Source organism: Massilia orientalis (genome assembly GCF_030411975.2).
Lineage (GTDB): Bacteria > Pseudomonadota > Gammaproteobacteria > Burkholderiales > Burkholderiaceae_D > Telluria > Telluria orientalis.
Genome location: NZ_JASNRB020000003.1, coordinates 409,864 through 429,544 on the forward strand (window position 1 = coordinate 409,864; position 19,681 = coordinate 429,544).

14 protein-coding genes are annotated in these 19,681 nt (G+C 67.9%); 5 read left to right on the forward strand and 9 right to left on the reverse strand.

What is annotated here, in order from left to right; translation table 11 throughout:
* Position 1 precedes the first annotated feature (1 nt).
* The 5 genes from QPK29_RS06075 to QPK29_RS06095 all read right to left on the reverse strand — a co-directional run bounded on the left by QPK29_RS06075 (position 2) and on the right by QPK29_RS06095 (position 6,680).
* Complete coding sequence (locus QPK29_RS06075; protein ID WP_371771431.1) at positions 2 to 883, reverse strand: SMP-30/gluconolactonase/LRE family protein; 882 nt, start codon at positions 881 to 883, stop codon at positions 2 to 4.
* On the reverse strand, positions 880 to 1,668 hold the full coding sequence (locus QPK29_RS06080) for an SDR family NAD(P)-dependent oxidoreductase (protein WP_371771430.1): 789 nt from the start codon (positions 1,666 to 1,668) through the stop codon (positions 880 to 882). The genes QPK29_RS06075 and QPK29_RS06080 overlap by 4 nt, the downstream gene beginning before the upstream one ends.
* Before the next feature lie 10 nt (positions 1,669 to 1,678).
* Entirely contained in the window at positions 1,679 to 2,857 is a 1,179-nt protein-coding gene (locus tag QPK29_RS06085) for a fumarylacetoacetate hydrolase family protein (protein WP_056133433.1), read from the reverse strand.
* A gap of 16 nt (positions 2,858 to 2,873) precedes the next feature.
* Positions 2,874 to 5,264 carry a glycoside hydrolase family 3 N-terminal domain-containing protein gene (locus tag QPK29_RS06090; RefSeq protein WP_371771429.1) on the reverse strand — a complete coding sequence of 797 codons (2,391 nt, stop codon included), beginning with the start codon at positions 5,262 to 5,264 and terminating at the stop codon, positions 2,874 to 2,876.
* A 303-nt stretch (positions 5,265 to 5,567) separates the two neighbouring features.
* Positions 5,568 to 6,680 carry a LacI family DNA-binding transcriptional regulator gene (locus QPK29_RS06095; RefSeq protein ID WP_371771428.1) on the reverse strand — a complete coding sequence of 371 codons (1,113 nt, stop codon included), beginning with the start codon at positions 6,678 to 6,680 and terminating at the stop codon, positions 5,568 to 5,570.
* Between the two features lie 183 nt (positions 6,681 to 6,863).
* Between QPK29_RS06095 and QPK29_RS06100 the strand changes: the two genes are divergently transcribed.
* The 4 genes from QPK29_RS06100 to QPK29_RS06115 all read left to right on the forward strand — a co-directional run bounded on the left by QPK29_RS06100 (position 6,864) and on the right by QPK29_RS06115 (position 13,003).
* On the forward strand, positions 6,864 to 9,077 hold the full coding sequence (locus tag QPK29_RS06100) for an alpha-glucuronidase family glycosyl hydrolase (protein ID WP_371771427.1): 2,214 nt from the start codon (positions 6,864 to 6,866) through the stop codon (positions 9,075 to 9,077).
* A gap of 42 nt (positions 9,078 to 9,119) precedes the next feature.
* Positions 9,120 to 10,253: an endo-1,4-beta-xylanase gene (locus QPK29_RS06105; RefSeq protein WP_371771426.1), complete on the forward strand. Its 1,134-nt coding sequence runs from the start codon at positions 9,120 to 9,122 to the stop codon at positions 10,251 to 10,253.
* Positions 10,254 to 10,356: 103 nt separating this feature from the next.
* Positions 10,357 to 11,721 (forward strand): glycoside hydrolase family 27 protein, encoded by a 1,365-nt coding sequence (locus tag QPK29_RS06110; RefSeq protein ID WP_371771425.1) that lies wholly within the window; start codon positions 10,357 to 10,359, stop codon positions 11,719 to 11,721.
* A 115-nt stretch (positions 11,722 to 11,836) separates the two neighbouring features.
* Positions 11,837 to 13,003, forward strand: coding sequence for a GGDEF domain-containing protein (locus QPK29_RS06115; protein ID WP_400189737.1), 1,167 nt, complete (start codon positions 11,837 to 11,839; stop codon positions 13,001 to 13,003).
* Here the strand turns inward: QPK29_RS06115 and arfB are convergent.
* Positions 13,000 to 13,404, reverse strand: coding sequence for an alternative ribosome rescue aminoacyl-tRNA hydrolase ArfB (arfB, locus tag QPK29_RS06120; protein ID WP_371771423.1), 405 nt, complete (start codon positions 13,402 to 13,404; stop codon positions 13,000 to 13,002). The two genes, QPK29_RS06115 and arfB, sit on opposite strands and share 4 nt — an antisense overlap.
* Positions 13,405 to 13,409: 5 nt before the next feature.
* The gene (locus QPK29_RS06125; protein WP_371771422.1) at positions 13,410 to 14,702 is read right to left on the reverse strand and encodes a cyanophycinase; all 1,293 of its coding nucleotides are present in this window, start codon (positions 14,700 to 14,702) and stop codon (positions 13,410 to 13,412) included.
* A 180-nt stretch (positions 14,703 to 14,882) separates the two neighbouring features.
* Between QPK29_RS06125 and QPK29_RS06130 the strand changes: the two genes are divergently transcribed.
* A complete protein-coding gene (locus QPK29_RS06130; protein ID WP_371771421.1) occupies positions 14,883 to 15,284 on the forward strand; it encodes a hypothetical protein in 402 nt (133 codons plus the stop codon).
* A 151-nt stretch (positions 15,285 to 15,435) separates the two neighbouring features.
* Here the strand turns inward: QPK29_RS06130 and QPK29_RS06135 are convergent, their stop codons facing one another.
* Complete coding sequence (locus tag QPK29_RS06135) at positions 15,436 to 18,306, reverse strand: glycosyl hydrolase 115 family protein (RefSeq protein WP_371771420.1); 2,871 nt, start codon at positions 18,304 to 18,306, stop codon at positions 15,436 to 15,438.
* Positions 18,307 to 18,334: 28 nt separating this feature from the next.
* Complete coding sequence (locus QPK29_RS06140; RefSeq protein WP_160410486.1) at positions 18,335 to 19,591, reverse strand: SGNH/GDSL hydrolase family protein; 1,257 nt, start codon at positions 19,589 to 19,591, stop codon at positions 18,335 to 18,337.
* Positions 19,592 to 19,681 lie beyond the last annotated feature (90 nt).

The following is a 19,681-nucleotide window of genomic DNA, read 5'->3' on the forward strand; positions in this document are numbered from 1 at the left end:
ATTACTCCTGCAGCCGCAGCACGTGGTGCGGCAATCCGGCCGTCTCGGCGCGGAAGGTGAACAGCGCGCCCGCGAGCGGCTGCTGGGCCAGTTCCTCGGCCGTCAGGCCCTTGCGCGCCGACGTCGCGTACACGGTGCGCAGGTCGTCGCCGGCAAAGGCCAGTTTCGTGATGTTCGAGCAGGGGAAGCGTACTTCGCCCACCTTGTCGCCTTGCGGATTGCGGCGTTCGATGCGCCAGCCGCGGAACACCGCGATCCACACGTGACCCTCGGCGTCGACCGCCATCCCGTCCGGCCAGCCGCCGTCCGTGATCTCTGCGAACAGGCGCTTGCCCGACAGGCTGCCGTCTTCCGCCAGGTCGAAAGCATACACCCGTTTATCGAGCGTGTCGGTGTGATACAGCGTGCGTCCGTCCGGGCTCACGGCCGGGCCGTTCGTGATGATGTAGCCGTCGTCCATGCGCACGACGTGAGTGCCGTCGAAACGGTACAGGACACCCGACGGCGCTTCTTCCGCATCGTCCATCGAACCGAACCACAGGCGGCCCTGCGCGTCGACGTGGCCGTCGTTGAAGCGGTTGCCCGTCACGTCGGCCTCGACCTTCGCGAACGGGACGAACTCGCCGGTCGCTTCCACGAAGCGGTACAGGCCATCTTCCAGCGACACGACGAGACCGCCGTCCGACGCCCGCACGACGAAGCTCACCTGGCCCGGTGCGTCCCAGCTGCGCTGGTCGGAACCGTCCGCCGCGCAGCGGTGCAGGCGCTTGCCCTTGATGTCGACGAACCAGACCTGCTGGTTCGGGGCATCCCACAGGACGCCCTCGCCCAGGGTCGCGCCGACTTCCCACAGTGGCGTGGGCTGCGTGGCGACGATGCTCATGCGCCGTACCAGCCCGCGTCGACGAAGTACTCGCGGCCGGAGATGTGGCGCGCGTTGTTCGACGCCAGGAACAGCGCCAGCGCGGCCACGTCTTCCATCTCGACGCGCTCGGGAATGCACTGGCCGGCCAGGATGCGCGCTTCTTCGTCCGGGTTGTGCCACAGCGCCTTCTGGCGCGGCGTGACGACGGCGCCCGGGACGACCGTGACGGCGCGGATGCCGTGCGGGCCGAATTCGCGCGCCATGTTGCGGGTCATGCCCTCGATGGCGGCCTTCGCCATCATGTACAGGCCCAGTTGGGTGTGCGGCAGGTGCCAGGAAATCGAACCGAAGTTCAGCAGCACGCCGTACTTGCGCGCCTTCATGCCCGGGATGACGGCCTGCGCGCAGAAGTACTGGTGGCGCAGGTTCACGTTCATGCGGCTTTCCCAGTACGCCGGCGTCACGTTCTCGATGTCGTGGCGGTCGTCGTTGGCCGCGTTGTTCAGCAGGATGTCGACGCCGCCCGCTTCCTCTTCGATGCGGGCGAAGGTCGCCTTCAGCTCGTCGAGGTTGGTCAGGTCGCACTTGATGAACTTCGGCGCGATGCGCGAGTTCGCCAGCGACGTCTCCAGGGAACGCGACGCTTCCTCGGCGATGTCGAGGAAGTAGACGCGGGCGCCCTGGCCGGCGAAGGCCGTGGTCAGCTCGGCGCCGATGCCGCTGCCGCCGCCGGTGATGACGACGCGCTTGCCGGCCAGGTCGGGAAAGGTCGCGTAGACGAATGCTTGGTTTTGTTCAGACATGTAATTCTCGTTATTTGGAAAGCAGGCCGCGTTCGGCCAGGTTGGCGTACAGCGCGCGCACGCCGAAGGTCCACGGTGCGATCTGGTCGCTGCGCTGGACGGTATTGACCAGCGTGCCCAGCGACGGCGTGGAAATGCTCACGCGGTCGCCCGCGTGGTGGGTAAAGCCGCCGCCTTGCGCATCGCGGTCCTTGATCGGCGAGAACATCGTACCGAGGAACAGCATGAAGCCGTCCGGGTATTGGTGGTGCTTGCCGCAGGTCTGGCGCACGAGGTCCAGCGGATCGCGGCTGATTTCGCGCATGAAGCTGGCGCCGGCCAGTTCGAAATTGTCGTCGACGCCTTCGATCAGCATGCGGACTTCCGCGTTGCGCAGGGTGTCGATATCGAAATCGCCGTCGAACAGGCGGATGAACGGGCCGATGGCGCACGAGCCGTTGTTGTCCTTCGCCTTACCGAGCAGCAGCGCGCTGCGGCCTTCGATGTCGCGCAGGTTGACGTCGTTGCCCAGCGTGGCGCCGACGACTTGCGCGCGGCTGTTCACGGCCAGGACGATTTCCGGTTCCGGGTTGTTCCAGTGCGACGACGGGTGCAGGCCGACGGCCGCGCCGTGGCCGACCGCCGACATCGGCTGCGACTTGGTGAACACTTCCGCGTCCGGGCCAATGCCCACTTCCATGTATTGCGACCACAAGCCGCGTGCCGACAGGTCGGCCTTCAGGCGCATGGCAGCTTCGCCGCCCGGTTCCAGTTCCGACAGGTTGGTGCCGATGGTTTCCTGCAGCTGCTGGCGCAGCGCCGTTGCGCGGGCCGGGTCGCCCTTGGCCTGTTCCTCGATCACGCGTTCCAGCAGGCTGACGGCGAACGTGACGCCGCACGCCTTGATCGCCTGCAGGTCGCACGGGGCCAGCAGGCGCACCGCGTTGCCTTCGTCACCGGCCAGCGCGGCCGCGACCAGCGCGTTGACGTCGCCCAGGTCCTCGCCTTCCGCGCCGCGCACGATGGCGACCAGGTCGTCGCGCTCGAGCAGTTCCGACACGGTCGGGGCGTGGCGGGTGATATCGATTACACGACCGTTACGAACGGCGACCACGGCCGGCCCGTTGGTCGGGGAAGAACGCCACACGCGGCCGACCATCAAGGCCTGGTCGAGGTCCTGGGGCAGCGGGTTGGCTTGGATAGCTGTCATGTCTTGTCTCTCTTGGTTATGCCACCGTCAGGGTCGCCTTCTTCAGGTCGACGCTGTTCGGTCCTGCGAAAATGGTGAACGTCCCCGGTTCCACGACGCGTTTCATGTCGCCGTTGTAGAACCACAGGTCGGTCGGTTTGATGTCGAAGGTGACCGTGCGCTTTTCGCCCGGTTCCAGCGTCACGCGCTGGAAGCCCTTCAGTTCGAGCAGCGGACGGGTGACGGAGCTGACGTCGTCGCGGATGTACATCTGCACGACTTCGTCGCCGCGCACGGCGCCCGTGTTCTGCACGTCCACTTGTACCTGGGTCGTGCCGGAGACTCCCATCCGGTCCTTCGTGAGGCGCGGTGCGGAGATGTCGAAGCGGGTGTACGACAGGCCGTAGCCGAACGGGTACAGCGGCGTGGTCACGTCGTCGATGTAGCCGCGGCGGCTGCTCGGCTTGCGGTTGTAGAACATCGGCAGCTGGCCGACGTTGCGCGCGATGGTGACGGGCAGCTTGCCGCCCGGGTTCGCGCGGCCGAAGATCAGGTCGGCGACGGCATGGCCCGTCTCCTGCCCCATATACCAGCATTCCATCAGCGCGTCGGCGCGTTCGGCCAGGTAGTTCACGGACAGCGGACGGCCGTTCAGCAGCAGCACGACGGTCGGCTTGTTCAGCGCGAAGATGGCGCGGGCCAGGTCGTTCTGCTGGGAGACGAGGTCCAGCGACGTGCGGTCGCCCAGGTGGTTGTCGGCCCAGGCCTCACGCGCGGTCTGCTCGTTGTCGCCCAGGACCATCACGATGGTGTCGGCCTTCTTCGCCGCTTCCACCGCATCAAGGATCAGGCGCGCATTGACTTCCGGCTTGGTCCAGACGATTTCGTCCTGGCCCCATACGTGGCCTTCGGTCAGGCGCACGCCTTCCGAATAGTCCAGCGTGAAGCCGCCCGCCTGCGCTTCCTTCTGCAGTGCCTCGTACACGGAGACGACGTGGCGCGGCTTGTCCGAATAGCCGCCGATCGGCGTGTCCTTCGCGTGGGTGCCGACCAGCAGCAGCTTACCGACCTTCTGCGGCGCCAGCGGCAGCAGGCCTTTGTCATTCTTGAGCAGGACGGCGGTGCGCTGGGCGGCCTTGCGCGCGAGGGCGATGGCTTCCGGCGTCGCGGTGCGGGCGGCGGCCTGGTCGGCGTCCGCGTACGGGTTCTCGAACAGGCCCGCGTCGAATTTCCAGCGCAGGATGCGGCGCACGACGGCGTCGAGTTCCTTCGTCGTGATCTTGCCTTCCTTGACCAGTTCGTCCAGCGCGGCGAAGCCGGCGGGGTCCGGCGTCTCGATGTCGACGCCGGCCTTGAATGCGCGCAGGCCGCCTTCCTTCACCGAGCCGACGAGGTGATGGCGGCTGCCCAGTTCCGCGACCGCCATGTAGTCGGACACGGTCAGGCCCTGGAAGCCCCACTCCTTGCGCAGCACGTCCGTCAGCAGCCAGCGGTTGGCGTGCGACGGGACGCCGTCGATCTCGTTATACGACGGCATCACGGCCGCGATCTTGGTTTCCTTGATGATCTTCTCGAACGGCGGGAAGAAGTCTTCGCGCAGCGCGCGTTCGCCCACATTCGCCGGACCGATGTTGGTGCCGGACTCCGGCTGGCCGTGGCCCGTCATGTGCTTCAGCGTGGCGAAGACCTTGTCCTGCGCCAGCGGCAGTGTGTTGCCCGAGAAGCCCAGCACGGCGGCCTTGCCCATCACGCCGCACACGTGCGGGTCTTCGCCATAGGTCTCTTCGATCCGGCCCCAGCGCGGCTCGCGCGCCACGTCGACGACCGGCGCCAGCGCCAGGTTGGCGCCGCGTGCGCGCATTTCCTTCGCGGCGAGCGAGAAGATCTGCTCGACCAGTTGCGGGTCGAACGTGGAGGCCAGGCCGATCGCCTGCGGGAAGCTGGTCGCTTCCGGCGCCACGTAGCCGTGCAGCGATTCCTCGTGCATGAAGACCGGGATGCCCAGGCGCGTGTGCTCCAGCGCCCACTTCTGCACCGCGTTCACGTAGTCCGCCGTTTCCTTCGGACCGCGGTTGCCGACGGCACCGGAGTTGCCGGCGTTGTTGTCCGCGCCGATCTGGCGGTCGGACGGGCGCGCGAACATGCCCATGCCGTGCGGGTGGACTTTTGCCGCCTTCTCGGCGTTGAAGCTCGTGTCGTCGTTCTGGAGGTCTTTCTTCGTCAGCCAGACGCATTGCAGCTGCGCGATCTTTTCGTCGACCGTCATGCGGCCCAGCAGGTCTTCCACGCGCGCCGCGACGGGCGCGTTCGCCTGCTTGTAAACTGGTGCGCCCCCTTTGGCGGCTTTCGCCGCCAGCGCGCCCGGCACGACTGCCATGCCGGCCGCGCCCCCGACGGTGGCCAGAAACTCTCTGCGTTTGATACCCATCGACTTATGTCTCCTGCTTGTTTTTGTAGGTGCCGCCGTGTGGCCGGCGGAGTGTGGTCTGCCTGGCATGCGGTGGATCGAGGTCCAACATCCTAATAACAGAAATGTTACCGCAACCATTCCAGTCTAAACGTCTAATTTGGCGCTTGTCAATGAATTATTGGGAAGATGTCCGGCAGAGGCGACGCAACGGCCTTGGGCCGTGGCGGAATTGGCGGGAAAAGCGGGAAAACTCGATGTTTGCGCGAACAGTTTATGCGTCGCGCGTAGGTCGGCCGCGGCTGGGCGCCGCGGCCGGGAGGATCAGCTGGCGCGCTTGGCGGCGGTGAGCGGCAGCAGTGCCGATGGACGGGTGCGCGGCGCGGCGTCGGACTGGCGGCGTACCAGTTCGAAGTCCATGCGCACCTGTTCCGGCTCCGCCTCCTCGCCTTCGCGCAGCGCGCGCACGCGGCGCACCAGCGACTGCACCGCTTCGCGCGCCATGCCGGCGATCGGCTGGCGCACGGTGGTCAGTTCCGGCCAGATCGTCGTGGCGAGCGCCGTGTCGTCGAAGCCGGTGACGGTCAGGTCGCCTGGCACGTCGAGTCCGAGGCGGTGTGCGACGGCCACGCAGGCGGCCGCCATGTCGTCGTTGCTGGCGAAGATGGCCGTCGGGCGTTCTTCCAGCGCCAGCAGGTGCTCGGCCGCGTCCAGGCCGGAGCGGTACGTGAACATGCCCTGCACGACGAGTTCCTCGGACGCGTCCGCACCCTGCTCCGCGATCGCCGCGCGATAGCCTTCGAGGCGGCGCGCGCTCGCGGTCTGGTTCGGATGGCCGACGACGAAGCCGATGCGGTGGTGGCCCAGGTTGACCAGGTGGCGCGTCATCGCATGCGCCGCTTCGTAGTCGTCGATGCTGACGGCGCCCACGCGGCTGTCCGGCAGGCCGCACGCGACGACGACGGCCGGGATGTTCGCGTCCGCGATGGCGGCGAGCACCTCCTCGCTGTCGCACAGCGGCGGCGGCAGGATGATGCCGTCCAGGCCGTTCTCGACGAGGCGGCGCGTCTGTTCCGCTTCGTGCTCGCCGGCCTCGCATTTTTCCACGAACAGCTGGACGTTGTTCAGGCCCGACTGGCTCAGGAGGCCGACGAGGAACTCGCTCAGGTACGCCGCGCTCGGGTTACTGTACAAGAAGCCGACGCGGATCGGCTTGGAGCCCGCGAGGTTGCGCGCCTCCTGGTTCGGCGTGTAATTCAGCGCCGCCACGGCTTCCGCGACCTTGCGCCGCGTGCTTTCGCGCACGAGTCCCTTGCCGTTCATGACGCGCGAGACCGTCATGGCGGACACGCCCGCGAGCTTGGCGACGTCGGCCATCGTCGGCTGGCCCCGTCGTTCCAGCTCTTCCTGGACGGACTCTGGTTTGGTCTTGGTCATTCTCCCTATTCCCCATCATTTTTTGTTTGCGCTATCTTAGCACTTTCGCCCCGTGCAATGATAGCCATAAACATGACCGTAAACACTCAGAAATCGATTTCCCATTTCCAGAGTTTGCGCTAACATTCCTGCGCCGGACGGGCCGCCGCATCCGGCACCCATATAAATACAACGGAGACTACGATGCAATATTTGCCGCGGCTCGTCCGCGCACGGTTCATGGCGGCGTTCGTCCTGAACGTCGTGCTTGGCCTGGTCGGTACCCACCTCGCCCACGCCGCCGATGAAGACGGCTACGACCTGTGGCTGCGCTACCGCCCTCTTCCCGCCGCCCAGAAGACCGCGCTGGCGGCGGCCGCCACCGGCATCGCGGCGCCGGACGACACCCCGACCGTGCGCGCCGCCGCCGCGGAACTCAAACGCGGCCTCGCCGGCATGCTGGGCCGCGCCCCGGACGCCATCCCCGCGAACGCGAAGGTAAGCGCCGGCACCATCGTCCTCGCCCGCGCCACGCTGCCGGCAGGCCTGGCCGACGCGGATGCCGTGCGCCGCGACCTCGCCAGCGTCGGCAGCGAAGGCTACGTCGTGCGCCGTACGCGCCAGGACGGCGTCCCAGTCACGCTGATCGCGGCGAACTCGGACATCGGCCTCCTGTACGGCAGCTTCGCGTGGCTGCGCCAGCTGCAGCTGGGCACCGCGCCCGACGGCATCGCCCTCGCCGACAAGCCGGCCTTGCCCCTCCGGGTACTGAACCACTGGGACAACCTGGACCGTACCGTGGAGCGAGGCTACGCGGGCGAATCGATCTGGAACTGGTGGGAGCTCCCCAACATCATCGACCCGCGCTACACGGATTACGCGCGCGCCAACGCGTCGCTGGGCATCAACGGCTCGGTCCTCAACAACGTCAACGCGAAGGCCGAGGTGCTGAGCCCCGCGTTCATCGCCAAGGCAGCGGCCATCGCGAACGTGCTGCGCCCGTACGGCATCCGCGTCTATCTCTCCGTGCGCTGGTCGACGCCGCTGGAACTGAAAGAGACGAAGACGGCCGACCCGCTCGATCCCGCCGTCGCCGCCTGGTGGGCGCGCAAGGCGGACGAGATCTACCGCACCATTCCCGATTTCGGCGGCTTCCTGGTCAAGGCCAATTCGGAAGGCCAGCCCGGCCCGCAGGACTATGGCCGCAACCACGCGGACGGCGCCAACATGCTGGCGCGCGCACTCGCGCCGCACAAGGGCATCGTGATGTGGCGCGCCTTCGTCTACAGCCCGCCGGCGCACCCGAACCAGGTCAGTGATCGTGCCGCCCAGGCCTATGACCAGTTCAAGCCGCTTGACGGCAAGTTCGACAAGAACGTGCTCGTGCAGGTGAAGAACGGCGCCATCGACTTCCAGCCGCGCGAACCGGCGCACCCGCTGTTCGGCGCGATGCCGGACACGCCGCTGGTGATGGAATTCCAGGTGACGAAGGAATACCTGGGCTTCGCCACGCACCTCGTCTACCTCGGTTCGCTGTTCCAGGAAACGCTGCGCTTCGACACCCGCGCGGGCAACCAGCCGATGACGGTCGCGCGCGTGCTGGAAGGCGCACAGGATGGCCGCGTGGGCGGCATCGCCGGCGTCGCCAACATCGGATCGAGCCGCAACTGGACGGGCTCCACGTTCGACCAGGCCAACTGGTACGCCTACGGCCGCCTCGCCTGGAATCCGGACCTCGACAGCCGCGCCATCGCACGCGAATGGGCGGGCCAGACGTTCGCGCCGGACGCGCGCGTCGTCGATCCGGTCGTCGCGATGATGATGCGCTCGCGCGAAGCCGTGGTCGACTACATGACGCCCCTCGGCCTGCACCACATGATGGGCACCGGCCACCATTACGGGCCGGCGCCGTGGGTGGACGACCTGGCCCGCGCCGACTGGAATCCCGTCTACTATCACCGCGCGGACAAGGACGGCATCGGCTTCGACCGCACGGCCAAGGGCAGCAATGCCGTGGCCCAGTATGCGCCCGAGGTCGCGCGTCGCTTCGCCGACCCGGCCACGACGCCGCCCGAATTCCTGCTGTGGTTCCACCATCTGCCGTGGGACTACCGCATGCCCGACGGCCGCACCCTGTGGACCGACCTGGTTGCGCACTACGACCACGGCGTGGCCGAAGTGGCCGCGATGCAGGCCGAATGGCAGCGCCTGCGCCCGTTCGTGGATGCGCGGCGCTTCGACGACGTCGCCCAGCGCCTGGCCCAGCAACAGCGCGAGGCCGCATGGTGGCGCGACGCGTGCATCGCTTACTTCCAGCAACAGTCCGGCCTGCCGCTGCCGGCCGGCGTGCGCGCGCCCGCGCAAGCGCTCGATTATTACCGCAAGCAAGCGTTCCCGTTCGCGCCTGGCCACGGCTGAACCGTTTCACCCCACCACGCAAAACAGAAGGATTCAACCATAATGACTACGAGACGAGAGATCATCCAGGCGCTCGCCGGCGCCGCCCTGCTGCCGGCCGCCCTCCCGTTCGCGCGCGCCCAAGGCCCCGCGGGCGAAACGCTGAAGGACGTCGCCGCCCGCAAGGGCATGCGCTTCGGCACCGCCATCAGCGCCGGCCGCAACCAGTTCGGCGACGCCGCCTACCGCGCGCTCGTCGAGCGCGAATGCAACCTGATCGTGCTCGAGAACGAGATGAAATGGCAGGCGCTCGAACCGGCGCCTGGCAGGCCGAACTTCGGCCCGGCCGACGACGTGATCGCCTGGGCGAAGGACAAGGGCATCGCCGTGCGCGGCCACAACCTGTTCTGGCAAACCGAGAAATGGGTGCCGGCGTGGGTCGCCAAGCAGAACTTCGGCCCGCAGCCCGCGAAGGCCGTCGAACAGTTGATGCGCACGCACGTGAGCACCGTGTGCGGCCACTTCGGCAAGAGCATCAGGAGCTGGGACGTCGTCAACGAAGCCGTCGACCCGGCCGACGGCAAGCTGCGCCAGAACGCCCTCACGCGGCCGCTGGGCGCCGCCGAGCAGATCGACCTCGCGTTCCGCCTCGCGAAAGAATATGCCCCGCAGGCGCAGCTGGTCTATAACGACTACATGCGCGGCGACGCCGGCAGCGCCAAGCACCGCGCGGGCGTGCTGGCCCTGCTCGCGGACCTCAAGAAGCGCGGCACCCCGGTCAACGCACTGGGCCTGCAGAGCCATATCGGTTCGTGGGACGAAACGGATAAAGGCCGTTCCGACCTGGTCGAATGGCGCAAGTTCCTCGACGAGGTAACGGGCATGGGCTACGACCTCTTGATCACGGAACTGGACGTGAACGACCGCCGCCTGCCGGCCGACATCGCCAAACGCGACGCCGGCGTTGCCGCCGCCACGCGCGACTACCTGGACGTGACGCTGGCCTACCCGCGCCTGCGCGACATCCTCGTGTGGGGCCTGGCCGACAACGTCAGCTGGCTGCAGACGTGGGACGAGGCGCCGCGCAAGGACAAGCTGCCGATGCGCCCGACGCCGTTCGACGCGCAACTGAAGGCGAAGCCGATGAAGCAGGCGATCATCGACGCCATCAAGGCTGCCCCGGCACGCCAGGGCTGAGCTGCGATACCGATTCGGGTATCGGTCGGTGCACACAAGTGATTGGTGCGCCGACAGATCGGTATTTATACTCGCGCGACGCTCATCAACTCTTAGCCCGCACATGGACTCGAATCGCCGTCGCATCCTCACCGCTTCCCTCGCCGCCGCAGCCGCCGCCGGCGTCCCCTCGCTCGCCTTCGCGGCAAAATCGAAATCCGCTTCAGCGGCCGCGGGGCTCGCGCCGACGCCGCCGATGGGCTGGAACAGCTGGAACTCGTTCGGCCCCACCATCACGGAAGCCCAGGCGCTGGAAAACGCCGACATCATGGTCGCGAAGCTGCTGCCGTTCGGGTACAACGTGTTCACCGTCGACATCCAGTGGTACGAGCCGAACGCGAACAGCTACGAATACCGCAAGGACGCCGAACTGACGATGGACCAGTACGGCCGCCTGCAGCCGGCACCGAACCGCTTCCCGTCCGCCGCGAACGGCGCGGGCTTCAAGAAGCTCGCCGACCAGATCCACGCGCGCGGCATGAAGTTCGGCATCCACCTCATGCGCGGCATCCCGCGCCAGGCCGTGCGCCTGAACACGACTATCCTCGGCACGAGCCTGCGCGCGCAGGACATCGCCGACACGAAGGCGATCTGCGAGTGGAACGGCGACATGTACGGCGTCGACATGACGAAGCCGGGCGCCCAGGAATACTACAACTCCGTGTTCAAGCAGTACGCGGCGTGGGGCGTGGACTTCGTCAAGATGGACGACATGTCGCGCCCGTACGAACGCAACTGGCCCGAGGTCGAAGCGGCGCACAAGGCCATCGCGGCCAGCGGCCGCCCCATCGTCCTGAGCCTGTCGCCGGGCGAGATGGACCTGCGCTGGGCCAACCACGTGCCGCACTATGCGCAGATGTGGCGCATCTCGGACGACTTCTGGGACGAATGGCGCCTCCTCAACGACCAGTTCCAGCGCCTGGAAAACTGGAATCCCGTGATGGGCGCGAACTCGTGGCCCGACGCCGACATGCTGCCGCTGGGCCGCCTCGCCCTCGGCGCGCGCGACACCAAGTTCACGCCGGACGAGCAGCAGACGCTGATGTCGCTGTGGAGCATCGCCCGTTCGCCGCTGATCATGGGCGGCGACCTGCGCCACCTGGATGCGAAGACGCTCGCATTGCTGACGAACCCCGAGGTGCTGGCCGTGAACCAGCGCAGCCGCGACAACCATCCGCACCGCGCGGATGCCGGCACGCGCATCTGGAGCGCACGCTCGGCCGACAAGCGCAACTTGCAGTACCTGGCGCTGTTCAACACGTCCGATGCTCCCACCGAGATCGTGTTCGACCTGTCGCGCCTCGACCTGGGCAACCGCAGCGTCGCCGTGCGCGACCTGTGGGCGCGGCGCGACCAGCCGGCCGTGCGCGGCGCGCTGCGCATCACGCTGGCGCCGCACGCGTCGACCTTGCTGGGCCTCTCGGCCTGAGGTGACAAAGGGTGACCATTCGAGCGGAATAAACTGTCAGAATAGCGTCGATACAAAATTTGGAACATAATGGTCCGGTTCGCGCCGGCCCATCATGTTTCCATCCATCGACCGCATGAGAATACACCCGCTCACCGGGGAGTTTGCGCAGCGCGCAGACGAAACCGCGTTCCTCGTCCACCAACTGCCGCAGACACGGGCGCTGCTCGGCTACACGCTCGTGTTCTGCACCCTGTTCTACCTGGCGTTCTCGCTGTCGGACCTGGCCGCGCTGGGCTATGGTCCGACCTACCTGAAGCTGTGCGCCGCGCGCGCGGTCGTCGCCGCGACGGCCGGCACGTGCGCCTGGCTCGCGTACCACAGGCCGCTGACCCTGCACGCGACGCGCATCGCCGCCAGCGGCGCGGAAACCGTGGCGCTCGCGTGCTTCACGTTCATCGCGGTACAGCGTCCGGACGAGTTCCACTGGCACGCGATGTCGCTCGCGATCATGCTCATCGTGATCTACCTGTACATCCCGAACAGCTTCGCCAACGCGCTCGTGCTGGCATCCGCCGCCACCGCCGTCTTTCTCGTGCTGACGTTGAAGTACGGCCGGCTGACGGCGGCCGACGGCGTCACGATGGTCATGCTGCTCGTGCTGGCGAACGCGTTCGGGGCGCTCGCGGCGCGGCGCTTCAACCAGGTATCGCGCGAGGAATACCAGGCGCGCGTGGCGCTGCAGCACACTGCCGCGCGCGACCACCTCACCGGCTGCTACAACCGGCGCTACCTGCACGAGACCCTGATGCGCCCCGGCCACGTGCGCACGCCCGACCGCGGCGGTCTGCTGACGGTGGTCCTGTGCGACATCGATCACTTCAAGCGCATCAACGACACCTACGGCCACGCCAGCGGCGACGCCGTGCTGCGCAGCTTCGCGGAGCTGCTGCGGCACATGACGCGCGACGGCGTCGACAGCGTCGTGCGCTATGGGGGCGAGGAATTCCTGGCGATCCTGCCGGGCACGGACCTCGACGGCGGCATCCACCTGGCCGAACGGCTGCGCACACGCTTCGCCGACACGAGCGTCATGACCGACGACGGCAAGGAGCGCATGCGCACGACCGCGAGTTTCGGCGTCGCCTGCGCCGACCCCGCGGCCGATGGCGGGCACCACGTGCTGCGCGACCTCATCGCCGTGGCGGACAAGCTGATGTACGACGCCAAGCGCGGTGGCCGCGACCGCGTCCACGCATGCTGCGCCTGCAGCAATCCCCCTGCAGGGCTGCGCCGCGCCTAGTCGCGCACCTTGCCCCGCAACGCCTTCACCTGGCTGCGGCCCGCCTTGGATTCGAGCCGGCGCCGTTGCGACCCCAGCGTGGGCCGCGTGGGCCGGCGCACGAGCGGCACCGCGGCGGCCGCGTCGACGAGCGCCTGCAGCCGCGCCAGCGCGTCCGCGCGGTTGCGCTCCAGGCTGCGCGCGGACTGCGCCTTGATGACGACGACGCCGTCGCGCGTGATGCGCGCGTCCGGCAGCGCGCGCAGGCGCTCCTTCACGTCCGAAGGCAGCGAGGACGCGCCGATGTCGAAGCGCGCCTGCACGGCATTCGACACCTTGTTGACGTTCTGCCCGCCCGGCCCCTGCGCACGGATCGCGCTGAACTCGACCTCGTCCGGATCGATGGCGACGGGCGGGCGCACGGGCGTCAGCGGACCTGGGCGCCCAGGATCGCGCCGCCCGCCGTGCCGTACACGAACGGCCCGTTCAGCGACGAGCCGTCGGCGTACGTCGTCGGCGTCTGCTGCGTCCAGCTGGACAGGTTGAACGTCGCATTCGTCTTGAAGCTGTACTGCGGCGCCGACGGATACGGCGACGGCTGCGCCACTTGCGCGCTCAGGCGGTAGACCTGCACGCCGCTGTTGATGTCCAGCGTCTTCTTCGCGGCACACTGCGCCGGTGTGCGCGCGAGCTTCGTGAAGTAGGCGGAGTTCTGCGGCGCGTACGGCGCCGTCGTGTTCTCGGAATTGTACGGATTGGCGACCAGTTGCGCCTTGACGCCGCCGCGCGGCCCGGACACCAGCACGGCCGTCTCCTCGTCGACGCCGATGCCCAGCACCTGGTCGAACCGTTCCACGCCGCCGGGGCAGCCGTCGCCGATGCGGGAGACGAAGCCGACCAGGCGGCCCAGGCGGTCGCGCGTATTGAAATGGTCGTCGGTGATCGTCTTTTCCAGGCCGGGGATGCCGATGAAGCTCCCCGTCTGGATGAATTTGCCGGACGACGTGTTGAGCGGGTCGATCGTCATGTAGCGGTTGAACGGATTCGCGAGCGCCTCGTCCGACGTCACGGTATCGTTCAACGCGACGAACGCATACTGGCCCAGCATCGCATTGCCGGCGCTCGTGCCGCCGATAGGGATGCCCGCGTCGACGGCTCGCTGCAGCGCGGCCGCCAGCGGCGTGCTTTGCCAGTACTGGTAGTAATCCGCCTGGTCGCCCCCGGCGATGAAGATGGCGCTCGCTTTCGAGATCACCTCCAGCACGAACGGATCGGCGGCCGCGGTGCGGCTCGGGATCACGAGCGTCTCGACGGAGGTCACGCCCAGATCGAGGCCGCCGACCATCTCGTAATTGCGGCTCGTCGTCGTATCGACCGTGCCGAGGCGGCTGTAGACATACGGGTTGTACGCATCGCTGCCGGTCGCACGGAGGATGACGAAGCGGCCGCCGGTGGCCTTCGTGATGCCTGCCTGCGCGATCATCCAGCGGAACGCCTCGGCGACGTCGTAGCCGCCACCCATCAGCACGACGGACGGCGTACAGGCCGTCTGCCAGCACGACACCGGTTTTGCACGCACGGGCGTGGCCGGGTTGCCCACGTAGCTGTACGAGTATTTGGGACCGGCGTGCGCCGCGTCGGCGGCGAGCAGCGGCGCGATGGCGAGCAAAGAGCGGGCGAGCAATGCAGGGGCGGCCTTGGATTTCAGCGTGGAAGTCATGTGGGCTCCAATGGGCGGTGGGTTCGGGACGGCTGGCGTTGGCAGGCTCAGCATATTATCTTTTTTGCACCGTCGGAACCAGCTTCGCAAAGGAATTGCCGGATTTTCAGCATTTGCACCACACGCGGGCGGCGTGTATCGTCATGCCTGACCAATGAACCGCCCCGAAAGAACCACACGATGAGCTTCGACCTGATGGTGTTCGCCCCCGACGCCGCTCCGGCCAAACGGCCCGCCTTCCTCGACTGGTACGAGCAACAGACAGAATGGACGGAGGACCACGGCTACGACGACCCGCGCGTGGCCACGCCCGCCCTGCAAGCCTTTTACGCGGCGCTCGCGGCCGAGTTTCCGCCCGCGCCGGCCGGCGTCGAGGAACCCGAAACCGGCACCGACTACACCATCGGCCGCACACTCCTCTACATGTCGTTCCTCGACTGGGACCGCATCGACGCGGCCTGGGAAGCCGTGCACCGCCTGGCGGCCAAGCACGAACTGGGCTTCTTCGACGTCAGTTCCGACCTCGCCGAAGTCTGGCTGCCCGACCGCAAGGGCGGGCTGCGCGTCGCCCACTCCGATTGATGAAGCGGGAAGATACTCCGTCATGCCCGCGCACGCGGGAATCCATGCCGAGTATGCTTGCCACGTTCTTCATTTCCACCTCGTTGGTCACAAAGAGTCGACTTCAAGCAGTCAGCATGGGTTCCCGCTTTCGCGGGAACGACCGTCTGAGCTAGTTCGTCGGCACGGACCCGACGCGCGGGCTTTCCTGCGGGCCGAGATAGCTCGGCTTCAGCCCGCCCGCATCGATCACGACGCGCTGCAGCACGAGTCCCGGATCGAGCGCCCAGAACTTCAGCGTATGGCGTCCCGCCGCCTTCACGTCGTGCGCCGTCGTGAACTGCGCGACGCCGTCCGTGACGATCTTCTCCCAATGCTGCAGCGATGCGTCCGCATGCACGTCGACGATGCGCGGCGCTTCGTCGTCGATGGAGACGGCATAGCGGAAGCCCGGTCCCGGCCGGAATTTCAAGGTGGGGGCCAGCGTCGCCTGCACGTTCACCTTGCCCGGCTCGAACAGGTAGACGTCGTACTCCAGCCGCATGCCGTCCGCCGGCGCCAGCGCGGGCGCGTCCACCGGCAGGGTCGTCATGCCGGACAGCGTGCGGCCCAGGCCCGGCACGCGCAGCCATTCGCGCCCGGCAGGGGCCAGCGCGCGGCTGTAGTGTTCCGCCTCGATGGCGACCGTGCCGCCCGTCTCCACGAAACCGGCGACCTGCGTGCCGCGCTGGTCCGCGTGGCGCAGGGGGACTTCCACGGCGGCCTGCCGGCCATCCGGACCGCTCACCAGCACGCGGCCGGACGTGGCGCCGGCCGGCACCTGGTCCCAGCGCACGTCGACGGCGATCCGCTTCGACTTGTCCGTCGTGCCGGTCGATTCACTCAATGCGATCCACGGCTGCTCGGCACGCGCGGTCCAGGCCACCGGCGCGGCGCCGCGGTCGAACACCTCGATGTAGCGGTTCGATTTGTCGAACGGGTCGAACGCGGGCAGGCGCAGGTCCTTCGCCGCCGGCCAGGCGGCCTCGCTGCCCTCCACCGCCACGCCCAGCGCCGGCGCGGCCGGCAGCGCGATCTCGCGCACCTCGGGCATGATGTTGGTCGCGGGATCGCGCCAGCTCGTGTAGCCGATGTGCGTCTGCGCCATCAGGTGGTTCCACTTGCCGCCATTGATCGTGTGGTACTCGCGCGAGATCGCGGCGTCCTGCGCGAACAGGTCGCGCGCCCGGGCGGCAAGGTCGTTCGTGTCGGCGCGGCCCTGCTGCGCGTGGAGGCGGTTCGCCTGCACCGTCGCATACAGTTCGCCCAGCGTGCCCGATGCGCGCACGGGATGCTCGACGAGCTGGAAGAACGCGTCCTTCTGCGCCGGCGCCAGCTTCGCCTTCACCCGCTCGACGCGCGCGGCGAGGTCGCGCCAGTCGGCGACGATGCGCTCGGACTCGCGGTAGTTGGTCGCGCTGTACGTGCCCGGCTCCAACTGCTCCGGCCGGCGACGGCCGTTGTAGCGGGCGTACGTCGCGACGATGTCGGCGATTTCCGCCGCGTTCTCTGAGCCGAACTCGCGCGTCGCCCACAGCTTCAGGTACTCCGGCAGGCGCGATGCGGGCCACGCGGCCGGGTTCCACGCATAGGTGAGGAAGAATTCCGTCGGCACTTCCATCGGCTTGAGGTCGCCCACGTTCACGACCCACAGCCGGTCCGCGCCGAGGCGCCAGGCGAGGTGCATCTGTTCCCACACCTTCGGCAGCGGCGTCACGTTGATCCACTTGTACGAGCGCGGGCCGCCCACGTAATCGAAGTGGTAGTAGATGCCGGCGCCGCCGCTGCGCTTGCGTTCCTCGGCGGTCGGCAGGCGGCGGATATTGCCCCAGTTGTCGTCGCACCAGAGCAGCGTGACGTCGTCGGGCACGCGCATGCCCTTCTCGTAATACTCCTGCACTTCCTTGTACAGGGCCCACACCTGCGGCACCTGCGGCAGCGGTTTGCCGGTCGTCTGCGCGATCATCGCGCGCTGGTCGGCCACGATCCGCTGCAGCAGCGCGACGTTCGATTCCTCCGACATCGGCTCGTCGCCGTCGCCGCGCATGCCGAGGGTGATGACCTTGTCGTAGTCCTTCGCGCGGTCCAGCCCCTGCTGCCAGAACTCGCGCAGCACCTGTTCGTTGCGGCTGTAGTCCCACGGACCCTTGCCGTACTTTTTCCACTCCGCGTGGGCGCGCATCAGCGGTTCGTGGTGCGACGTGCCCATCACGATGCCCATCTCGTCGGCCAGCGGACCGTTCTCCGGATCGTCGTCGTAGAACGCATTACCCCACATGGCGGGCCACAGGTAGTTGCCGCGCATGCGCAGGATCAGCTCGAACAACCTGCCATAGAACTTGTGGTTGAAGCCGCCGAATTTTTCCTTGGCCCAGCCGGACAAGGCGGGCGCCTCGTCGTTCAGGAAGATGCCGCGGTAGCGCACGACGGGCGCGTCGGCCACGCGCGTGCCGGCCGCCACGGCGAGCACGTCGTGCTTCGCGGGCGCCACGTCGGCCCACCAGTTCCACGGCGAGACGCCGATCTGCTCGGACACCGTGTACAGCCCGAAGATCGTGCCGCGCCGGTCGCTGCCCGCGACGACGAGTGCGCGCGCCACGCCCGGCAGCGGATTGCGCACCGTCTGCACCAGATAGCCTTCCCATTTCCCGCGCACGGCCTTCGCATCGATCTTGTTCTCGCGCGCGAGGCGGTCGATCAGCGCGCTTTGGCCGAGCGTGCCGACGATGACGACGTCCGACCCCTTCGCCACGGCACCGGCCGACGCCAGCAGCGCGGGCCGGATGCCGGACACGCGTTCGATGTCCGCCTGCAGGTCGGCCGCCGCCCGGCGCACGCCCTTGAATTCGTTCGGGTCGACGACGATGCGCGCGGCCTGGCCGGATCGCGCGAGTACGACGGCATCCTTGCCGGCTTCGAACGCGACGAAGGGGCGCTCTCCCAGCGCCCATGCCGGCTGTGCGGCCGCGAGCGCCAGCATGGCGGCTGCGACGAGTGATCTCATAAGTCTCCTGATGTTTTTATAGGTGGTTTCAGCGCGCGATGCGGCACGTCTTGAGCTGCTCCAGCGGCACCGCGTCCGCCATCGCCTTGTAGCCGGCGGTGGACGGATGCAGGCCGTCGTTGTCCAGGGTCTTCAACAGGTGGTCCGGATGCGCCGGATCGCGCAGCGCCGCATCGAAGTCGACGACGCCGTCGACGACGCCCGCGGTACGGATCCACTGGTTGTAGGCGAGGCGGTCGGCCTCGTTGTCCGGACCCGGCGCGTAGTAGCCGCTGCCGCCGTACGGGGTGATCGTGGCGCCCAGCACGCACACGCCCTGCAGGTGGGCGCGCGCGACGATCTGGCGGTAGGCCTGTTTCAGGTCGTCCAGCAGGGCCGCGCGCGCCGCCGGCGTGTCTTCCTTGTTCCGGTGCTGCACGCCGAAGTCGTTCACACCGATCATGACGATGGCGTGCGTGACGCCGGGCCGCGCCAGCACGTCGCGATCGAAGCGGGACACGAGGTTCGGGCCCAGCCCGTCGCGCAGCATGCGGCCGCCGCCGATGCCCGCGTTGACGACGCCGACGTTCGTCATTCCCGCGGCGCGCAGGCGGGTCGCGAGGCCGTCCGTCCAGCGCGCATAGGTATCCGGATTCACGCCGTAGCCGTCCGTGATCGAGTCGCCGATCGCGACGACGGTGTGCGCCCCGGCGCGGGCCGGCACTTCCACGCCCGTGATCTGGTACCAGCGCGTGAAGGTGTCGGCCTGCGGCCAGCTCGCGGCCTGGACCTGGTTGCCGGGCACGCGGAAGCTCGTCGCCCGGGCGCCCGGGTGGCCCGTCTGGCGCGCGGGCGCCTGGGCGAAATGCAGCGAGATGGCGAGGTCGGCGCCCGCCGCATGCGGCAGGTCGATCGGGTCGCTCACGTATTCCGCGCCGGCGGGAATCGTGACGGACGCGGCGCCGCCGAAACGCAGCGGGCGCAGGCTGGCGCCGTCGACGTCGGCCTTGCCGGGCGCGCGCGCCAGCGCGACGCTGCCGGCGTCGATCACGAGCGGCGTCGTGCCGAACGCATTGGTGAGCTTCACGCGCAGCTGGTCGCCGCTCAGCGACACCCGCACGATCTGGCGCAGGCTGGCGTCCTGCCACTGCGCGGCGGGCAGTTCGTTCTGGCCTTCCGGCACGAGTTGGGCGCTCCCCCACGAGGCGACCCAGTGTTCGCCGGCGGGGGTTTGGACGGCGATGGCGGCACAGCCGCCGAGGGAGAGACACAGGAGGCTGGCTGCCAGAATCGATTGACGGGACATCGTTATTCCTTCACACTGGGCAAATGGTTGCGCTACCATTCTAGTTTAGATCAATGTTACGGGCAACGAGATATATTTTTTTCGTATGCC